This is a genomic window from Variovorax sp. Soil_C_33 (assembly GCF_057656935.1).
Map to the genome: position 1 here is coordinate 25,938 of NZ_JBDGJK010000022.1, position 19,169 is coordinate 45,106.

Genomic DNA, 19,169 nt, shown 5'->3' on the forward strand with positions numbered 1-19,169 from the left:
CAACCTTTCCAATGGTGCCATCACTGGAGAAACAATGTCTGCGAACTGCTGCGAACACGATCACGACCACGAACATCTTTCGGCCTCCGACACGCCGCGCTACCGGCGCGTGCTGTGGCTGGCGCTGGCGCTCAACGTGGCCATGTTCGCGGTCGAGATCGGCGCCGGCTTTCGCTCGGGTTCGGTCTCTCTCCTGGCCGATGCGATTGACTTCTTCGGCGATGCTGCCAACTACGGCGTGACCCTGGCCGTGCTGTCGGCCGGCCTCGCGTGGCGCGCGCGCGCCGCGGTGCTCAAGGGTCTCAGCATGCTAGGCTTCGGCGTCTTCGTGGCCGCCAAGGCCCTGTGGTCGGCCGCGCAGGGCGTGCCGCCCGAGGCGCTGACCATGGGCCTGGTCGGCGCGCTGGCGCTGGGCGTCAACGTGCTGGTCGCGCTGCTGCTCTACGCCTTTCGCGAGGGCGATGCCAACATGCGCAGCGTGTGGCTGTGCTCGCGCAACGACGCCATCGGCAACGTGGCCGTAATGCTCGCGGCGCTGGGCGTGTTCGGCACCGGCACCGCCTGGCCCGACCTCGCGGTGGCCGCGGCGATGGCGGCGCTCGCGATCAGCGGCGGCTGGTCGGTGCTGCGGCAGGCACGCGGCGAACTGCGCCGCGGTCCCATAATCGCCGGCGATGCCTGATGAACATGCTTCCTCCCCGGCCCCGGATGCGGGCGCCATCACCGATGTCTCCGGCATCGAAGTCGGCCACTTCAGCGACCCGCGCCGCCCCACCGGCTGCACCGTGATCCTCGCGCGCGAAGGCGCGGTCGCCGGCGTGGACGTGCGGGGCGCCGCGCCCGGCACGCGCGAGACCGATCTGCTCGCGCCCGGCAACTTCGTCCAGCAGGTGCATGCCGTGATGCTCGCGGGCGGCAGCGCCTGGGGCCTGGCGGCGGCCGATGGCGCGATGCAATGGCTGGAAGAGCATGGCATCGGCTTCGACGTCCGTTTCGGCACGCTGCCGATCGTTCCGGCCGCGGTGCTCTTCGACCTGCCGGTCGGCGATGCGCGCATCCGGCCCGATGCCGCCGCCGGCTATGCGGCCTGCGCGGCTGCATCGACGGTCGCTCCGGCCGAAGGCAATGTGGGCGCCGGCAGCGGCGCGCTGGTGGGCAAGCTGTTCGGCGTGCACCGCGCGATGAAGGGCGGCATCGGCACCGCCTCGGTGACGGTCAACGGCGTGACGGTCGGTGCGCTGATCGCGTGCAATGCCCTCGGCGACGTGCTGAATCCCGACACGGCCCAGGTGGTGGCCGGCGCACGCACCGAGGACGGCCTGGCACTGCTCGACACGCGCCGCGCCCTGCTGCGCGGCGATCTGCCCCAGCCGCTCCTGGCCGGAACCAACACCACGCTGGGCGTGGTCGCGACCGATGCCGTGCTCAGCAAGGTGCAGGCCAACCGGCTCGCGGCCGTCGCCCACGATGGCCTGGCGCGCGCGATCAATCCGGTTCACACCATGAGCGACGGCGACACCCTGTTCGCGCTCGCCACCGGCCGCGTGCCGCTCGAAGGCGATGCGCCGGGCATGACGGTGCTGGGCACCATGGCCGCAGAGGTGGTGGCGCGGGCCACGCTGCGCGCGGTGCGGGCGGCGCGCACGGTGCGGATCGGGGAGAGCTGCTTTCCCTGCGCTGCGGACCTGGGGTGAAGGGGCCGGCCGCACGCGCTTTGTAACCGAGGTGCGGCCCAAAGCCACTCAAAATGCGCGCTGCCGCAGCCGCGGCGACCTCGAGCACCGTTCCATCCCATCGCATGCCCCGCACCATCCGCCTCGTCCTCCTCTCCATCCGCGACCTCATCGCCTCGGCGGGGCCCGTGGTCTTCCTTGTCATCGGCTTGCTCATCGCCGCCTACTGGTGGCTCGACCCGCAACCGCCCCGTCACGTGACGCTCGCGACAGGTCCTGCCGGCAGCGCGTACGCCGAGTTCGGAAAGCGCTACGCCACTGCACTCAAGGCCAATGGCATCGAGGTCGAACTGAAGCCCACCGACGGCTCGCAGGACAACCTGCAGCTGCTGCGCAGCGGCGGCGCTGACGCGGGCTTCGTGCGCGGCGGCAGTGCAGAGCCGGTGGCCGACGAGGAAGCGGGGCTCAGCTCGCTCGGCAGCCTGTTCTACGAGCCGCTGTGGTTCTTCTATCGCACCGACGCGGCGCGTGCGGTCGACCGCAAGACCGGCCGCCTGACCTCGATCGCGCAATTCCAGAAGCTCCGGGTCAACGTCGACAAGCCCGGCAGCGGCGTGCCCGAGATCATGGAACGAATGTTCCGCGCCAACCACATGGATCCGCAGACGCTGCAGCTGTCCAACCTCGAGCAGGCGCCCGCCACTGAGGCGTTGCAGGCCGGGCTGCTCGACGTGATCGTGCTGGCCTCGGCACCGCAGTCGCCGCTGGTGCAGCGGCTGCTGCGCGCGCCGGACATCCAGCTGATGGAATTCGGCCAGAGCGACGCCTATACGCGTCGCTTCGCCTTCCTTCAGGCCGTGACGCTGCCGCGCGGCGTGGTCGATCTCGCGGCCGACCTGCCGCCGCAGGACCTGTCGATGCTGGCCGCGACCACCTCGCTGCTGGCGCGCGAAGAAACTCATCCCGCGCTGCGCCAGCTCTTCGCGCAGAGCGCGCAAACGCTGCACAGCGGCGCCGGCTGGTTCAACCGCGCGCGCGACTTCCCGAACACCCGCACCAGCGAGCTGCCGGTCAGCCCCGAGGGCGACCGTGCGATCAACGGCACGCCGCCCTTCTGGCAGCGTTACCTGCCCTTCTGGGCCAGCAACCTGGTGGAACGCATGTGGCTGGTGCTCGGCGGCCTGGTGGTGCTGATGCTGCCGCTGAGCCGCGTGGTGCCGCCGCTCTACCAGTTCCGCGTGCGCCGGCGCGTGTTCCGCTGGTATGCGCGCCTGCGCGAGGTCGAGAACAAGCTGGAAGCCGGAACCGGCGAGCGCGAGGCGCTCATCGAGGAACTGGACAACCTCGACCGCGTGGTCAACAAGGTGGCCGTGCCGCTCTCGTACGCAGAGGAGCTCTATGCGCTGCGCAACAACATCTATGCGGTGCGCAAGCGGGTGCTGGCACGCATGCCGGCAAGCGTGCCCCTGACTGCCAAAGCCTAGGGCGCTCCTACTACTGCTGCAGCCGCAGCAGCTTGCCGTTGGCGCTGTCGGTCAGCAGGTAGATCCAGCCGTCCGGCCCTTGGCGGACGTCGCGGATGCGCTCGCCGCGATCGGCCAGCAGCCGTTCGCGCCCGGTCACGGTGTTGCCGTTGAGCGTGAGCCGCCACAGCGCGGTGCCCGCGAGCGCGCCGACGAAGAGGCTCCCCTTCCAGTCGGGCAGCGCGTCGCCGGTGTAGAAAACCATGCCGCTGGGCGCGATCGAGGACTTTGCCGTGCCCGGCGTCCAGGCCGAGCCGTCGATCTTCTCCCAGTAGCTCAGCGGCTGCTCCATGCCGGCCTTGGCCGTGCCTTCGCCGACCTGCGTGAGCGTGCCGTATTCCTGCCCGTAGCTGATGACGGGCCAGCCGTAGTTCCTGCCGGGCAGGCTGAGGTTGACTTCGTCGCCGCCCTGCGGCCCGTGCTCGTTGATCCACAGATCACCGGTCGCCGGATGCAGCGCGGCACCCTGCACATTGCGATGGCCGTAGCTCCAGATATGCGGCTGCGCACCTGGCGTCGTCGTGAAGGGATTGCCCGGCGCCGGCACGCCGTCGGTGGTGATGCGCACCACCTTGCCGTGGCCGCGCGTGAGGTCCTGGGCGAAGCCGCGCTGGTCGATGCTCATGCGCTCGCCCAGGGTCACGAAGAGATGGCCGCTGCGATCGAACACCAGCCGCGATCCGAAATGCATGCTGCTCTGCACCTTCGGCTGCTGCCGATAGATGACGACAAGATTGCTCAGGCTGCGGCCGGCGACGTCGAGCTCGGCGCGCGCCACCGCGGTGCTGTTGAGGCTGGCATTGCCCATATCGCGCTCCGAATAGCTGAAGTAGATGCGGCGGTTGCTCGCGAAAGCCGGATCGACGGCCACGTCGAGCAAGCCGCCCTGCCCGACCGCCTCCACCGGCGGAACGCCACTGACCTGGTCGGCCCCGCCATCGACCGGCGTGCCGTCGGCATTGCGCAGCCGGATCTGCCCGCTGCGCTGCGTCACGAGCAGCTTGCCATCGGGCAGGAAGGCCAGGCCCCAGGGGTTGTTGAGGCCGGAGGCCAGTTCGGTGACCTTGACGGTCATCGGCCCGGCGGGCGGCGGCGGATTGGCCGCCGGGGGAGCCGGCGCGGGTGCGGGCGCCGCCGTCCCGTCCACCCCGAAGGCGCTGATGGCAACGCTGCCCCCGCCGCCTCCGCCTCCGCATCCCGCGAGAAGCACGATCGACGCCGCCACATACCGGATCGCTGCAGCCATGTCCGCTCCTAACGGCGCCCCGGGCGCCCCTCTGGAAGCGGAAGTTTGCCTCGATTGCGGCCCTTCAGCGCATTGTTACTTGAGCGCCTTGAAGCGCATCCGGTGCGGCTTGGCGCCCTCTTCGCCCAGGCGCTTCTTCTTGTCGACCTCGTACTCCTGGTAGTTGCCGTTGAAGAAGGTCCACTGGCTGTCGCCTTCGGCCGCGAGGATGTGGGTCGCGATGCGGTCGAGGAACCAGCGGTCGTGGCTGATCACCAGCACCGAGCCCGCGAACTCGAGCAGGGCGTCTTCCAACGCGCGCAGCGTTTCGACGTCCAGGTCGTTCGAGGGTTCGTCCAGCATCAGCACGTTGCCGCCCGCGATCAGGGTCTTGGCCAGGTGCAGGCGGCCGCGCTCGCCGCCGGAGAGGGTGCCGACCTTCTTCTGCTGGTCGGCGCCGTTGAAGTTGAAGCGCCCGGCATAGGCCCGGCTCGCCATCTGGAACTTGCCGACGTTGATGATGTCGAGGCCGTTGGAGATGTCTTCCCACACCGTCTTCTCGTTGGCGAGCGCGTCGCGGGTCTGGTCGACGAAAGCCATCTTGACCGTCTGGCCGACGATCACCTCGCCGCTATCCGGCTTCTCCTTGCCCGCGATCAGCTTGAACAGCGTGGACTTGCCGGCGCCGTTCGGGCCGATGATGCCGACGATCGCGCCGGCGGGAACCTCGAAGCTCAGGTTGTCGATCAGCAAGCGGTCGCCGAAGGACTTGCTGACGTTCTTGAACTCGAACACCTGGTTGCCCAGGCGCTCCGCCACGGGAATGAAGATTTCCTGCGTTTCGTTGCGCTTCTGGTATTCGAAATCGCTCAGCTCCTCGAAGCGGGCCAGGCGCGACTTGCTCTTGGCCTGACGCGCCTTCGGATTCTGGCGCGACCACTCGAGCTCCTTCTTCAGGGCCTTGGCGTGGGCTTCTTCGCTCTTCTGCTCCTGCGCCAGGCGTTCACCCTTCTGCTCGAGCCAGGTGCTGTAGTTGCCCTTCCACGGGATGCCGCGGCCGCGGTCGAGTTCGAGAATCCATTCGGCCGCGTTGTCGAGGAAGTAGCGGTCGTGGGTGATGGCCACCACCGTGCCCGGAAAGCGCTGCAGGAACACTTCGAGCCACTCGACCGATTCGGCGTCCAGGTGGTTGGTGGGTTCGTCGAGCAGCAGCATGTCGGGCTTGGACAGCAACAGGCGGCACAGCGCCACGCGGCGCTTCTCGCCGCCCGAGAGCACGCCGATGTTGGCGTCCCACGGCGGCAGGCGCAGCGCGTCGGCCGCGATCTCGAGCTGGTGCTCGGAATCGGTGCCGGCGGTCGCGATGATGGCTTCGAGCTGGGCCTGCTCGGCCGCCAGCGCATCGAAGTCGGCGTCTTCGGCGCCATAGGCCACGTACACCTCTTCGAGGCGCGCCTTGGCCGCATAGACGGCGCCCATCGCTTCCTCGACCGATTCGCGCACCGTGTGCGCGGGGTTGAGCTTGGGCTCCTGCTCGAGGTAGCCGATCGTGAGGCCCGGCATCGGCAGCGCCTCGCCCTCGATCTCCTTGTCGATGCCGGCCATGATCCTGAGCAGCGACGACTTGCCGGAGCCGTTCAGGCCCAGCACGCCGATCTTGGCGCCGGGGAAGAAGGAAAGCGAAATGTCCTTCAAGATCTGCCGCTTGGGCGGCACGGTCTTGCTGACCTTGTTCATGGTGTAGACGTACTGGGCCATGTCTATCTCTGTTCGGTGATGGGGACTGCTCGGGGTGGTCGGGAAACCCGGCAACGATCTTGTGCGAGGATCGATGGCGAATCTGCCTTGCATGGCAGGCGCTTGCTGCTGCAGCGCGTTTTCCGACCGGGGGTTTGCCGCCAAGTCTAACGCAGGGGGCCTCGATTCCTTGAACGGAGGCCCGAAGCGCTGCTATTCTCGGCCGCACCCGCCTATGTGTGCCGCACCCGCCCACGATGCCTTCGACCAGGCCAAAGAGCTCTTCTTCGACGGGCTGAAGGCCTTCGAAACAGCCCGCTTCGACGCCGCCGAGCAGTTCTTCCGGTCTTCGCTCGCGCTGCTTCCGGGCCGCATCTCGACCCTGATCAATCTCGCCGCCACGCAACTGAAACTGTCGCGCCCGCAAGAGGCGCTGGTGGTGGCCGATCAGGTGCTGGCGGTTGAGGCCGACAACGCCGACGCCTGGCTTCACAAGGCCACTGCGCTCGCCCAGTTGAATCGCCACCGCGAAGCATTGGCCGGCTACGAGAAGGTGCTGCAACTCGGCACGCTTCCCGCGGCCGAGCCGTGGTTTCGCCACGGACAGACCCTGCAGGCGCTGGATCGGCCCGAACAGGCGCTCGCCTCCTACGACCGCGCGCTGGCTGCCGACCCCGGCCTGGCGCAGGCCTGGAGCAATCGCGGCGGCATCCTGCGAGAGATGAAGCGCACCGAAGAAGCGGCCCATGCCTTCGAGCAGGCGATTGCGCACGGCGCCGATCCCGAGTTGCACCGCTACTACCTGGCTTCCGTCTCCGCGCAGCCCGTTCCGGCGACAGCGCCGGCTCACTACGTCGAGACCCTTTTCGACGACTACGCCGACGAGTTCGATACCCACCTGGTGGGCATGCTGGGCTACTGCGCGCACAGCACGCTGGCCCGATACCTGGCCGCATTGAACCGCGGCCGCTTCCGCTCGGCCCTCGACCTCGGCTGCGGCACGGGCCTCTGCGCGCCCTTCCTGAAACCGATGACGGAAAGGCTCGCAGGCGTCGATCTGTCGAGCCAGATGATGGACAAGGCCCGCGCCCTCGGGCTCTACGACCGCCTCGTGCATGCAGACATCGTCGCGTACCTGCGAGGCACGGACGAACGCTACGACCTGGTCACGGCCGCCGACGTTTTCATCTACGTCGGCGATCTGGAACCCGTGTTCGCGGCGCTGGAAAGAGCCATGGCGCCGGACGCGATCTTCTGCTTCTCGGCCGAATGCGCTGCCGGCGAGGACGTCGGCTACGAGTTGCTGCCGAGCCTGCGCTACGCCCATTCGGAACGCTATCTTCGCGCCCTGGCCATGCGGCACGGCTTCGATGTGGTGCAGCTGGTTCGCGCGCCGATACGCGAAGATCAGCGCGAGTCCATCCAAGGCATGTTCGTCTATCTGAAACGCGCCGAGGGCGGGGAAACTCGAGTCATGCGACAATAGCGGCGTTGCCGGGTCCAGTTGCCCGCAGCACCGGCCCTCCGCCGGGGACGACGAAGGCCCATCTCAAGGCTTTCAGGCTCCCACCCCTGACCCTCATTCGCCTTTACTGGCTCGACGTCGCCAAGACGCCGCAGCGGGCGAATACCACTGCGCCGTGTAAGGCGCTTGTTGAACTCAATGAACTTTGATGAACTGAAGCTGGCTCCGGCCATCTTGAAGGCTGTGCATGAGCACGGCTACGACACCCCCACCCCGATCCAGGCCCAGGCCATTCCGGCAGTGCTCGACGGGCACGACCTGCTCGGCGGCGCCCAGACCGGCACCGGCAAGACGGCTGCCTTCACACTGCCGATGCTGCACAAGCTGACGATGAGCCGCAGCGCCACCAACAAGTTCGGCGGCACCGGCATCCGTGCCTTGGTGCTGACCCCCACCCGCGAACTCGCGGCGCAGGTCGAAGAGTCGGTCCGCACCTACGGCAAGTACCTGCAGCTGAGCTCCACGGTAATTTTCGGCGGCGTCGGCATGAACCCGCAGATCAGCAAGCTCAAGAGCGGCGTCGACATCCTGGTCGCCACCCCGGGCCGCCTGCTCGACCTGCAGCAGCAAGGCATGCTCGACTTGTCGCAGGTCCAGATCCTGGTGCTCGACGAAGCCGACCGCATGCTCGACATGGGCTTCATCCACGACGTGAAGAAGATCCTCGCGCTGGTGCCGAAGGAAAAGCAGAGCCTGCTGTTCTCCGCCACCTTCAGCGACGAGATCCGCGACCTGGCCGCCACGCTGCTGAAGAACCCGCAGAGCATCCAGGTCACGCCGCGCAACACCACGGTGCAGCGCATCACGCAGGTGATCCATCCGGTGGGCCGCGGCAAGAAGAAGGCGCTGCTCGCGCACATCATCAACGAGCACAACTGGAGCCAGGTGCTGGTGTTCACCCGCACCAAGTTCGGCGCCAACAACGTGGCCGAATTCCTGACCAAGAACGGCATCGAAGCGATGGCGCTGCACGGCAACAAGAGCCAGAGCGCACGCACCCAGGCGCTGGCCGGCTTCAAGAGCGGCGAGATCCGCGCGCTGGTGGCGACCGACATCGCGGCCCGCGGCATCGACATCGACGAGCTGCCGCACGTCGTGAACTACGAGATTCCCAACGTCAGCGAAGACTACGTGCACCGCATCGGCCGCACCGGCCGCGCGGGCGCGAGCGGCGAGGCGGTGAGCCTGGTCTGCCTCGACGAAGAAGGCTTCATGCAGGAGATCGAGCGCTTCACCAAGCAGCAGATCCCGGTCAAGCTGATCGACGGCTTCGGCCCCGAGGAAGGCGAGCGCGCCGAGCCCATCGCGATGGGACGCCAGACCATCTGGGGCGGCGCCGGCCGTCCGCCGAGCCGCGAAGTGATGCAGGCCGCGGCCAAGGCCGCGCGGCAGGAAATGATGCAGCGCATCCGCGACAACAAGGCGGGCCAGGGCGAGCAGCGCAGTGGCGGTGGCGGCAATGGCGGCGGCCAGCGGCGCGGCGGCGGTGCCGGCCAGGGTGCACCGGCCGGCCGCAACGGCGGCGGGCAGGGCCAGCGCGGCCAGGGCGGCGGGCGTGGACCCGGTACGGCACGCGGACCGCAAGCTCCGGCACGCACGCCGCACCATGCACCGCACCACGTGGTGCAAGGCCATCTGCCGCACGATGAGCGCCAGCCGCGTCACCACGGCAACAGCCACAGCCCGACGCAGGCCAATGCAGTGGCGCATCTGCGCGCCGAAGCGGTCGGCGGCGGCGAAGGCCAGCCCGATCCGTTGCGCACCAGCGTCGACATGATGAGCGCCGGCCGCGGTCGCGGTGGCCGCAGCGGCGGCGGCGGTGGCGGGTACGGCGGCAACCGTTCCGGCGGCGGTGGCCGTTCGGGCGGCGGCGGCGGTCGCTCGGGCGGCGGCTACGGTGGCAGCGGCGGTGGTGGCCGCTCCTTCGGTCGCTGAGCACACGACCACTGCACAAAGGGCGCTACGGCGCCCTTTTTCATGGGCCTGTCATCGGCTCTCCCTAGCCTGCCCGGAATGAAACCTGGTCCGGCCCCGCTGCTGGCGCTTGCACTCGTCGCGGTGGCGGGTTGGCTTGCGCTGGGCCCGCGCCAAGAGCCTCGCGACGAAGGCATCGAGATCCGGTGGCACCAGGGCAGCGTGGTGCTCGACGGCAAGGTGCGCGATGCAGAGACCGAGCAGATCCTGGTGGCGGGTGCCACGGCACGGCTGGGCGGCGAAGTCGATCAGGTGGTGGACTGGCTGGTGATCGACGCCGCGACGGCGCCGCTGGCCGACACGCATGCCCTCGCACAGCTGATACGGCTCGGTCTCGATGGCTGGCACCTGCAGGGCCGCGCGCAGGAAAGATGGCTCGCCGTGCCGGACCCCGGCGATGCGCGCAGCGCCGAAGCGAAGGCGCTGGCCCAGCGTGCCTTCGGCCGCGCGAAGCCGGTGCACCTCGTGGCGTTGCGCTGAGGCCGGCGCGGGTCACGCTTGCGTCACAGGCGCTTCCTAGCATGCGCGTCATCACCACACGCACCGGGAAGAGGACCTTCATGCACATCTCGTTGAAGCACGCTGCGCTCGCCGGCGCCATCGCTGCTGCCGCCCTGCTCTCCTCCTGCGGCGGCAGCGGCGGCTCGGGCGGCATTCCTTTCGTTCCGCCGCCTGCCAGCCCCGACACGCCGAGCACGCCCGCCAGCGTGGACGTGAAGCTCATCAGCTTCAACGACCTGCATGGCAACCTGGAGCCGCCCAGGCTGTCGATCACCGCGCCGGCTGCCGCCGGCGGCACGATTGCGGTGCCGGCCGGCGGCGCGGCCTACATGGCCTCGGCCATCGCGTCGCTCAAGGCCAAGAATCCGAACAACGCCGTGGTCTCGGCCGGTGACATGATCGGCGCCTCGCCGCTGGTGTCGGCGCTCTTCCTCGACGAGCCGACCATCGAGGCGGTGAACCAGATGAAGATCGACTTCAATGCCGTCGGCAACCACGAATTCGACAAGGGCCAGACCGAGCTGCTGCGCATGAAGAACGGCGGCTGCGCCAAGAACACGCCGCTCGAGCCCTGCCGCGTGAACAAGGCCTTCCCCGGCGCCAACTTCGGCTTCCTGGCCGCCAATACCAAGAAGAGCGACGGCAGCACGCTGTTCCCCGCGACCGGCATCAAGAGCTTCACCAAGGATGGCGCGACGGTGAAGGTGGGCTTCATCGGCATGACGCTCAAGGGCACGCCGACCATCGTCACACCCTCGGGCGTCGCCGGATTGAGCTTCACCGACGAGGCCGAAACCGCCAACGCGCTGATTCCGCAGCTCAAGTCGCAGGGCGCTGACGCCATCGTGGTCGTCATCCACGAAGGCGGCACCACCACCGTGGGCTACAACGACAAGAGCTGCGCCGGGCTGTCCGGCGACGTCCTGCCGATCCTCAACAAGCTCGATGCCCAGGTCGATGTGGTGATTTCCGGCCACACGCACCGTTCCTACATCTGCGACTACGGCAAGACCAATGCGGCCAAGCCTTTCCTGCTGACCAGCGCGGGCCAGTACGGCACCTTGCTGACCGACATCGACATCACCATCGACACGCGCACGCGCAAGGTCACGGCCAAGAAGGCCGACAACGTGATCGTCCAGGGCGAGGCCTTCACCAGCGGCGCCACGACGGTGGCCCTCACCGACCAGTACCCCGTCTTCGGCAAGAACCAGGAGGTCGCGGCACTGATCTCCCAGTACGCGGCCGTGGCGGCGCCGCTGGTGCAGCGCGTGGTGGGCCAGCTCACGGGCCCGGTGACGCGCACGCAGGTCATGCCCTCGCGCGAGAACGCGCTCGGCAACCTGATCGCCGATGCGCAGCTCGCCGCGACCACCGCGCCGGCCAAGGGCGGCGCGCAGATCGCCTTCATGAATCCGGGCGGCGTGCGCGCCGATCTGGTGCCGGCCGCCAACGGCGATGTCAGCTACGGCCAGATCTTCAGCGTGCAGCCCTTCGGCAACAGCCTGGTCGTGAAGACGATGACGGGCGCGCAGATCAAGGCGCTGCTCGAGCAGCAGTTCAACAGCGGCACCAACACCGTGGCCGCGCCGCGCGTGCTGCTGCCCTCGAACTCCTTCACCTACAGCTACAACCTCGCGCAGCCGGCCGGCTCGCGCATCACGGCCATGGCGCTCAACGGCACCGCGATGAGCGATGCGGCAAACTACCGCGTGACGATGAACAGCTTCCTGGCCACCGGCGGCGACAACTTCACCGTCTTCAACCAGGGCACCGATTCGCTGGGCGGCGACCAGGACGTGGACGCGCTCGAAGCCTACATCGCCGCCAACAGCCCGCTCGCGCCGGCGGCGACCAACCGGATCACCAATCTGACGCCCTAAGTCAGGTCGCCGGCCAGGCTCGCCAGAGTCTCCGGCGCGATGCTTGCGAGCGCCGGGTAGTTGGTGTGGTCGCAGCCCAGCTTGACGCTCGCGCCCGCGCGCACCGCCGCGCGCGCGGCATCGCCGAACTCGAAACGCACGAAGTGGACCGCCGAGGTCTTCTCGTCGTTCTCGCGCTCCATGTCTTCGTCGGCGATCGCGTAGATGCGTCCGTGGCCTTCGACCTCGACGAACACGCGGTCCTCCACGTCGATGAGCCTGGCGAGTTCGCGTTTGCGCTCGTGCACGTCGGGGAACTCGATCAGCATGGTGGCCTTCCAGTTGCTGCCTTCGGGCACCAGCGGGGCGTAGGTATCGATCTCGCTCTGGATGCCCTCTTCGTCGAAGATCTTTTCGATGTGCAGCATCTCCTGGATCTGGCGGCGGATCGTCGTCTCGTCCTCGAACTGGATGCTGACATGCTCGCCCAGGTGCACCGTGCGAAGCCGCCGGTGCGCAATGAACTCCGGCGCGCTGCTCTTGCGGATCTTCGCGTATGCCTCCAGCGTCAACAGGCTGTCTCGGGTGATGCTCATGTTCACTCCAAACCGTAGGCCTTGCGCACGAGGCTGAGCGGATGCTGCAGCGGGGCGGTCGGCAAGCCGTCTTGGGCCATGCCCTGTGCGATGTGGTGGCCGGCCAGCGCGCAGTCGGAACTGATGTAGTCGGGTGCGTCCTTCGCCATCGTCTTGAACACCGGCTTGCCGATCTTCATCGCGACCGGATGGGTGGCTGTCTTCACGCCGTAGGTGCCGGCATGGCCCGAGCAGCGCTCGACGGTGTTGAGCTGTACCGCCACCGTCTGGCCGATCAGCTTGAACATCTCCTCGGTCTTGCGGCCGATCTTCTGCACGCGGCCGTGGCAGGGAATGTGGTAGCTCACCTTGCCCAGCGCAGACTTGAAATCGGTCTTCAAGAGGCCGTCCTTGTGGCGCGCCATCAGGTATTCGAAGGGGTCGAACATCGCCTGCTGCACGAGCTTGACCTCGGCGTCGTCGGGAAAGAGCAAGGGCAGTTCCTGCTTGAACATCAGCGTGCACGACGGAATCGCCGACAGGATGGCATAGCCGTCCCGCGCGTACTTCGCGAGCACCGGGATGTTGGCTTCCTTGTGCTTCGCCACGCCATCGAGATCGCCGAGTTCGAACTTGGGCATGCCGCAGCAGCTCTCCTTCTCGACCACGATGTAGGCGATGGCGTTGTGCTCGAGCAGCTTGATCAGGTCGAACCCGATGCCGGGCTCGTTGTAGTTGACGTAGCAGGTCGAGAAGATTGCGACCTTGCCGGGTGCGCGCTCGCCGTCCACCACCGGCTTGGCCGCTTCATCCTTGGGCGCGCTCCAGCGGAAGCGCTTCGTCGCCAGGTCGGGCAGCCAGGCATTCGGGTGCACGTGCAGGGCACTGTCGAGCAGCTTGCGCACCGGCTTGGTCTTGTTCAGCGCATTCACGGCCTGCACCACGACCGGGATGCCGGCGAACTGGCCGTGCACGTCGGTCGAGGCCAGCAGCCTCTCGCCGGCGGCGACTCCCCCGCTCTTGAACTTGATGGCTTTGGCGCGCAGCATGGTGTGCGGGAAGTCCACGTTCCACGGGTGCGGCGGCACGTAGGGACACTTGGTCATGTAGCAGAGGTCGCACAGATAGCACTGGTCGACGACGCTCGCGAAGCCCTTCTTGGGCACGGCATGGACTTCGCCCTCTTCGGTGGCATCGACCAGGTCGAACAGCGTCGGGAAAGCCTGGCACAGGCTCACGCAGCGCCGGCAGCCGTGGCAGATGTCGAAGATCCGCTCCATCTCCTTCTCGCAGGAGACGGGGTCGTAGAACTCGGGGTTCTTCCAATCGACCGGATGGCGTGTCGGAGCCTCGAGATTGCCTTCTCGATTCGTCATGAGGCGGCGCCAGGCGCCTACGCCGAATCAGTCGGCCAACGCGTCCAGCGCCTTGGTATAGCGGTTGGCGTGCGAGCGTTCGGCCTTGGCCAGCGTCTCGAACCAGTTGGCGATCTCGTCGAAGCCTTCTTCGCGGGCCTGCTTGGCCATGCCCGGGTACATGTCGGTGTACTCGTGGGTCTCGCCGGCCACTGCGGCCTGCAGGTTGAGACGGCTGTCGCCGATCGGCAGTCCCGTGGCCGGGTCGCCCGAACCGTGCTCCAGGAACTCCAGGTGGCCGTGCGCATGGCCGGTCTCGCCTTCGGCGGTGGAGCGGAACAGCGCCGCCACGTCGTTTTGGCCTTCGATGTCGGCCTTGTTCGCAAAGTACAGGTAGCGCCGATTGGCCTGGGATTCGCCTGCGAAGGCGTCCTTCAGGTTCTGCTCGGTCCTCGATCCTTTCAACTCCATGGCTATCTCCTTGATTTGGATATGGCTAGGCGGGCAGGCAGGTGGAACCGTCGCTGCTAGGCAGCGGCGCCTCGCCAATCTACGCTACATGGCGCCGATATCCAAATACAAAGCCTCAATAGAGGCCATTGACGCAACCAATGAGCGAGGCGCCGCGCTCAGTTCAGCCGGCGACTGTTCTGCCTGTCGAAGAGGTGCGCGCTCCCGGCGCCGATCACGAGGCCGATGGTGTCGTCCGGTGCCGCGTCGACGCGACCGTGGACCACCACGATGAGCTTCGCCTCGCCCACCTGCACCAGCAGCTCGGTCTCGTTGCCGGTCGGCTCGACGACGATCACCTTGGCCGGCACGCCGCTGCCCGCGCTCCCGAGCGCGATGTCGCCGGGGCGGATGCCGTAGTGCACCGCCTGGCCGTCGGCCGCCGCGGTTGCGGCCGGCGCCGGCCAGTGCGCACCATGCGCCTCGACGCTGCAGCCGTCGCCGTTGCGCCGGAGCACGCCTTCGATCACGTTCATCGCCGGGGAACCGATGAACTGCGCGACGAACAGGTTGTCCGGCCGGTCGTAGAGTTCCAGCGGCGTGCCGATCTGCTCGACCAGGCCGTCGTGCATGACCACGATGCGGTCGGCCATGGTCATGGCCTCGATCTGGTCGTGCGTGACGTACACCGTGGTGGTCTTCAGCCGCTGGTGCAGGGCCTTGATCTCGGCGCGCATCGCCACCCGCAGCTTGGCGTCGAGGTTGGACAACGGCTCGTCGAACAGGAAGACCTTGGGATCGCGCACGATGGCGCGCCCCATCGCCACGCGCTGGCGCTGCCCGCCCGAAAGCTCGCGCGGATAGCGCCCGAGCAGCGCATCGAGGTTGAGGATCTTCGCGGCGTCGGCCACACGCTGTTCGGTGACCGACTTGTCCGCATTGCGCAAGCGCAGGCTGAAGCCCATGTTCTCGCCCACCGTCATGTGCGGATAGAGCGCGTAGCTCTGGAACACCATCGCGATGTCGCGGTCCTTGGACTCGAGCTCGTTCACGACCCGGCCGTCGATCAGGATCTCGCCGCCGGTGATGTCCTCCAGGCCGGCCAGCATGCGCAGCAGCGTGGACTTGCCGCAGCCCGAGGGGCCGACCAGCACCACGAATTCGCCGTCGGCGATGTCGAAGCCCAGCCCGTGAAGGATGTCGACCTTGCCGAAGGACTTCTTGACGTTGTTGAAGGAAACGGATGCCATGTTTTTGATCCCTTAGGGCCTGTTAACACATGAATCACCCCCGCGCCGGGGCGGCAAGGGGTGCAGGGCTAGGCGCGGGCCGCAGCCCGGGGTCGCCCCCCGGGCAAGGACCGCAACGACGCCATGCGCCTCTTGCCGCCCCGGCCCTCCGGGTGAGGCCCCACAGAGGGCCCGCTCGTCGTTGCCAATGCTCACTGGGTGTGCAACCCAGTTCCGCTTGGCGCCTGGATTGGGCCCTCTGTGGGGCCCCACGCGGGGGTGATTCATGTGTTAACAGGCCCTAACTCTTGACGGCGCCGGCCGTCAGACCGCCGACCATGTAGCGCTTGAACGCGTAGTAGATCGCCGCCGGCGGCAGCGCATAGATGAAACCGGTGGCCATCAGCAGTTCCCATGGCGAATCGTCGGCCGCCAGGAAGTTGCCCAGAGCCACCCCGAGCGTGATGTCGGTTTCGTTGGACAGCAGCAGGAAGGCATAGAGGTATTCGTTCCAGGCCAGGAGCAGTGCATAGGTGCCCACCGCCACCATCGAGGGCACCATCAGCGGCAGGTACACCAGGCGAAACAGCTGTACCGGCGTGGCGCCGTCCATGCGCGCCGCCTCGTCAAGCTCGTAGGGCAGCTTGTCCGAGGCCTGCTTGAGCACCCAGATGCAGTAAGGCGAGGCGATGGTGACCATCGCGAAGATCAGCGACCACTGGTTGTTGAGCAGCCCGTAGTTGGCCATCGTCTTGTACATCGGCACCGCCAGGAACGCGGCGGGGATGAAGTAGGTGAACAGGGCCATGTTGAGCACCGTGCGCCCGCCTCGCACCCGCAGCCGGCTGATCGCGAAGGCGGCGGTGGTGGCCACGATCAAGGTGATCAGGCCGACCGCGATCGCGATGACGAGCGAGTTGCCGAGCTGCTGCCAGAAGTGCGAGAGATAGAAATGCTTCTGGTTGAACACGGTGTCGAAGTTCTGTAGCGTCGGGTTCTTGGGCCACAGCCGGCCGGAGGTGGCCGAGTCGCGCTCGGAGATCGCGAACAGGAACATGTGATAGACCGGGATGATGGTCCACAGGAACACCGGGATGCCGATCAGCAGCAGCTTGGCTTCGGCGGTGACGGAGCGCAGGGTCCATCGCTTCATTTCGACAACCTCTTCATCATGAAATAGACCAGCGGCAGCACCAGCGGCAGCGCGACCACGATCGAGGCCATGGCCACGTCCATCTGGTCGAGCCGCAGGTAGCGGATGCCCAGGGTCGCCAGCACGTGTGTCAGGTCGGCCGGCCCGCCGCCCGTGAGCAGGTAGACGCTGTTGAAGTCGCCCAGCGTCCAGATGGCCGACAGGATGGTCGACGTGATGTAGAGCGTGCGCATCGCCGGCCAGGTGATGAAGCGGAACTTCTGCCAGTTGCTCGCGCCGTCGACCGAGGCGGCCTCGTACTGCTCGGACGGAATGGACAGGCGCCCGGCCACCAGGATCAGCGTCCAGAACGGCAGCGATTTCCAGATGTGCATGAGCATCGAGAACGAAAGCGCAAGCGTCGGGTCGTTGAGCCAGTTCGGTCCGTCGAGCCCCGTGAGGCGGAAGATCACCGAGTTGATGACCCCCCACTCCGGATTGAGCATGAAGCGCACCGACAGGATGGTCGGAATCGAAGGCACTGCCCAGGGCAGGATGAAGAGCACCGAGAGCGCCTTGATCCACCAGCGCGTCTTGATGAAGAAGCCGGACAGCACCAGCGCGGCGATCATCTTGAGATTGATCGCCACCACCAGGAACACGATGGTGTTGACGGCACTGCGGAAGAAGATCGGGTCGTCGAACAGCTTGGTGTAGCTGGCCGGGTGCCGCGCCAGCCACAGGCCGTAGCCCACCGGGTACAGCACGAACACGATGAACACGAGCAGGTAGGGCACGACGAACAGGCGCCCCCAGAATTCCCAGCGGGAAAGGCTGCGAGACGCCGGCGCCGCGACGTGCGGCAATGCGGTGACAGCTTGAGTCATGGTTCAGTTCACCCCGATGTCGTTCAAGCGGAGAAGATGATGGACAGGCGGACGGCCGCGGCGCCGAGCCGCGGCCGGACCGATTCAGAGGCTCAGCCCGCAACTGCCTTGATGCGCGCGATCAGTTCGTCCACGGCCTTGTCCACCGGCACCTTCTCGCTGAGGATGCGGTTCATCGCCTTGGCCCACACGTTCTCGTTGTTGAGCACCGTGAACTTGTAGTTCTTGGTGAATTCGAAGGGCGTGGTGCCGGCCATGAACTGGTTGTAGACCGCCGTGCGATGCGGGTCCTGCTTCCAGAACGGGCTTTGCTGCGCCGCCTTGGTCACCGGGAACCAGCGTCCGAGCGAGCCTTCGACATAGGGCGTCAGATTGGCATCGTCGAGCATGAAGGCGACGAATTTCTTCGCGGATTCCTTGTTCTTGGCATCCTTGAAGATCACGCCGGTCTTCACGGCCGCGCGGTACACCATCTTGGAGCCGTCGGGCTTGTTGGGGAAGCCGGCGGTGGCGATTTTCTCGGTGTAGTTCGCCTTGGCGGCGGCGCGCTGCGCTTCCGTCAGGCTGGCATTGTTAGAGTCGTCGAGCCACTTGGCGGCGATCGAGATGGTCGCGTTGTGGGTGAGCACCGTGGTCTTGTTGTGGAAGGCGACGTTGTTGTCCGGATCCTTCCAGTTGGTGGCCGATGGCGGGGTGCAGTTCTTCGCATAGACCGATGTGTAGTCGGTCAGCGCGTTGATCAGGCCCTGACGCACCGCCGGGTCGTCGACCGTCAGCTTGCCGGCGTCGTTGACCAGCTTCACGTTGTAGGCATCCATGAAGGTCAGGAACGAGTAGAACGAGTCGCTCGAATCCACGCCCATCGGGAAACCCGTGCCGAAGGCGCGGGTGCCGGTCTTCTGGCGGTAGCCGGCCTGCACCTTGTCGCACCAGAAGCTCCAGTAGCCCTTCCAGTCGGTCGGGATGTCGCTCTCCTTGAAGCCCGCCTCGGCCAGCATGTCCTTCCAGTACTGGATGTGCATGGTCTGCTGCTTGATCGGATAGGCGTAGTAGGCCCGGCTCTTGGTGACGTCGTTGTAGAGGAAGGTGGTCGCCAGCGCCGCGGGCTCGAACTTGGCGCGCATCGGATCGAGGATGCTGGTCACGTCTTCGAGCTTGCCGTCGTAGGCCCACTTGGCCGTGACCTGGAAGTCGTAGACGTCGCCATAGGCCACGTCGGGCGGATTGCCGGCGTCGAGCGCGGCCACCGACTTCGGAATCATTTCCTGCGGCGCATAGAGCGACAGTTCGACCTTGATCTTCGGGTTCTTGGCCTCGAACTTCTTGATGGCGGAGAGCAGCGCGTCGTCTTCCGCCTTGTAGAAGCCCTTGCCCCACCAGACGGTGAGCTTCTCCTGTGCCGCAGCCTGGCCGGCGGCAGCGAGCCCCAGCGCGACCAGCGCGGGGATCATGAGTGCCTTGAATTTCATGCTGTGTCTCCTTTTTTGACGATGGGTGCTCGATCCATGAGCGTTGCTGGGA

At 66.9% G+C, this 19,169-nt stretch carries 16 protein-coding genes; 7 read left to right on the top strand and 9 right to left on the bottom strand.

From position 1 onward, the window contains the following. The first annotated feature begins 34 nt into the window (after positions 1-34). From AC3A6B_RS26415 to AC3A6B_RS26425, 3 genes are all read left to right on the top strand, one after another. Positions 35-682, top strand: a complete 648-nt coding sequence (locus AC3A6B_RS26415; RefSeq protein ID WP_487839608.1) for a cation efflux transmembrane domain-containing protein — start codon at positions 35-37, stop codon at positions 680-682. Then, on the top strand, positions 675-1,694 hold the full coding sequence (locus AC3A6B_RS26420) for a P1 family peptidase (protein ID WP_487839609.1): 1,020 nt from the start codon (positions 675-677) through the stop codon (positions 1,692-1,694). The genes AC3A6B_RS26415 and AC3A6B_RS26420 overlap by 8 nt, the downstream gene beginning before the upstream one ends. Positions 1,695-1,798: 104 nt before the next feature. Beyond that, entirely contained in the window at positions 1,799-3,157 is a 1,359-nt protein-coding gene (locus AC3A6B_RS26425) for a TAXI family TRAP transporter solute-binding subunit (RefSeq protein WP_487839610.1), read from the top strand. Positions 3,158-3,167: 10 nt separating this feature from the next. Here AC3A6B_RS26425 and AC3A6B_RS26430 read toward each other — a convergent pair whose 3' ends face one another. Together AC3A6B_RS26430 and ettA are read right to left on the bottom strand one after the other, a co-directional pair. Beyond that, on the bottom strand, positions 3,168-4,442 hold the full coding sequence (locus tag AC3A6B_RS26430; RefSeq protein ID WP_487839611.1) for a PQQ-dependent sugar dehydrogenase: 1,275 nt from the start codon (positions 4,440-4,442) through the stop codon (positions 3,168-3,170). 75 nt (positions 4,443-4,517) lie between these two features. Beyond that, complete coding sequence (gene ettA, locus AC3A6B_RS26435) at positions 4,518-6,179, bottom strand: energy-dependent translational throttle protein EttA (RefSeq protein ID WP_487839612.1); 1,662 nt, start codon at positions 6,177-6,179, stop codon at positions 4,518-4,520. Between the two features lie 214 nt (positions 6,180-6,393). On the opposite strand from ettA, the gene AC3A6B_RS26440 reads away from it, so the two are divergent. The 4 genes from AC3A6B_RS26440 to AC3A6B_RS26455 all read left to right on the top strand — a co-directional run bounded on the left by AC3A6B_RS26440 (position 6,394) and on the right by AC3A6B_RS26455 (position 12,041). Beyond that, positions 6,394-7,644 (top strand): class I SAM-dependent DNA methyltransferase, encoded by a 1,251-nt coding sequence (locus AC3A6B_RS26440; RefSeq protein ID WP_487839613.1) that lies wholly within the window; start codon positions 6,394-6,396, stop codon positions 7,642-7,644. 177 nt (positions 7,645-7,821) lie between these two features. Next, a complete protein-coding gene (locus AC3A6B_RS26445; RefSeq protein WP_487839614.1) occupies positions 7,822-9,618 on the top strand; it encodes a DEAD/DEAH box helicase in 1,797 nt (598 codons plus the stop codon). A gap of 78 nt (positions 9,619-9,696) precedes the next feature. Beyond that, positions 9,697-10,137: a hypothetical protein gene (locus tag AC3A6B_RS26450; protein ID WP_487839615.1), complete on the top strand. Its 441-nt coding sequence runs from the start codon at positions 9,697-9,699 to the stop codon at positions 10,135-10,137. A gap of 80 nt (positions 10,138-10,217) precedes the next feature. Next, positions 10,218-12,041: a bifunctional metallophosphatase/5'-nucleotidase gene (locus AC3A6B_RS26455; RefSeq protein WP_487839616.1), complete on the top strand. Its 1,824-nt coding sequence runs from the start codon at positions 10,218-10,220 to the stop codon at positions 12,039-12,041. On the opposite strand, the gene AC3A6B_RS26460 is transcribed toward AC3A6B_RS26455, so the two are convergent. The 7 genes from AC3A6B_RS26460 to AC3A6B_RS26490 form a co-directional block, all read right to left on the bottom strand. After that, positions 12,038-12,616 (bottom strand): DUF3501 family protein, encoded by a 579-nt coding sequence (locus tag AC3A6B_RS26460; protein WP_487839617.1) that lies wholly within the window; start codon positions 12,614-12,616, stop codon positions 12,038-12,040. The genes AC3A6B_RS26455 and AC3A6B_RS26460 overlap by 4 nt on opposite strands. 2 nt (positions 12,617-12,618) lie before the next feature. Continuing rightward, positions 12,619-13,971 carry a (Fe-S)-binding protein gene (locus AC3A6B_RS26465; protein WP_487839618.1) on the bottom strand — a complete coding sequence of 451 codons (1,353 nt, stop codon included), beginning with the start codon at positions 13,969-13,971 and terminating at the stop codon, positions 12,619-12,621. A 27-nt stretch (positions 13,972-13,998) separates the two neighbouring features. Continuing rightward, complete coding sequence (locus tag AC3A6B_RS26470; protein ID WP_214694128.1) at positions 13,999-14,421, bottom strand: rubrerythrin family protein; 423 nt, start codon at positions 14,419-14,421, stop codon at positions 13,999-14,001. A gap of 158 nt (positions 14,422-14,579) precedes the next feature. Beyond that, on the bottom strand, positions 14,580-15,650 hold the full coding sequence (locus tag AC3A6B_RS26475) for an ABC transporter ATP-binding protein (RefSeq protein ID WP_487839619.1): 1,071 nt from the start codon (positions 15,648-15,650) through the stop codon (positions 14,580-14,582). Between the two features lie 280 nt (positions 15,651-15,930). Then, positions 15,931-16,782, bottom strand: a complete 852-nt coding sequence (locus tag AC3A6B_RS26480; RefSeq protein WP_487839620.1) for a carbohydrate ABC transporter permease — start codon at positions 16,780-16,782, stop codon at positions 15,931-15,933. Continuing rightward, entirely contained in the window at positions 16,779-17,648 is an 870-nt protein-coding gene (locus AC3A6B_RS26485) for a carbohydrate ABC transporter permease (RefSeq protein WP_487839621.1), read from the bottom strand. Before AC3A6B_RS26485 ends, AC3A6B_RS26480 begins: the two co-directional genes overlap by 4 nt. Positions 17,649-17,740: 92 nt before the next feature. Beyond that, the gene (locus AC3A6B_RS26490; RefSeq protein WP_487839622.1) at positions 17,741-19,117 is read right to left on the bottom strand and encodes an ABC transporter substrate-binding protein; all 1,377 of its coding nucleotides are present in this window, start codon (positions 19,115-19,117) and stop codon (positions 17,741-17,743) included. Positions 19,118-19,169 lie beyond the last annotated feature (52 nt).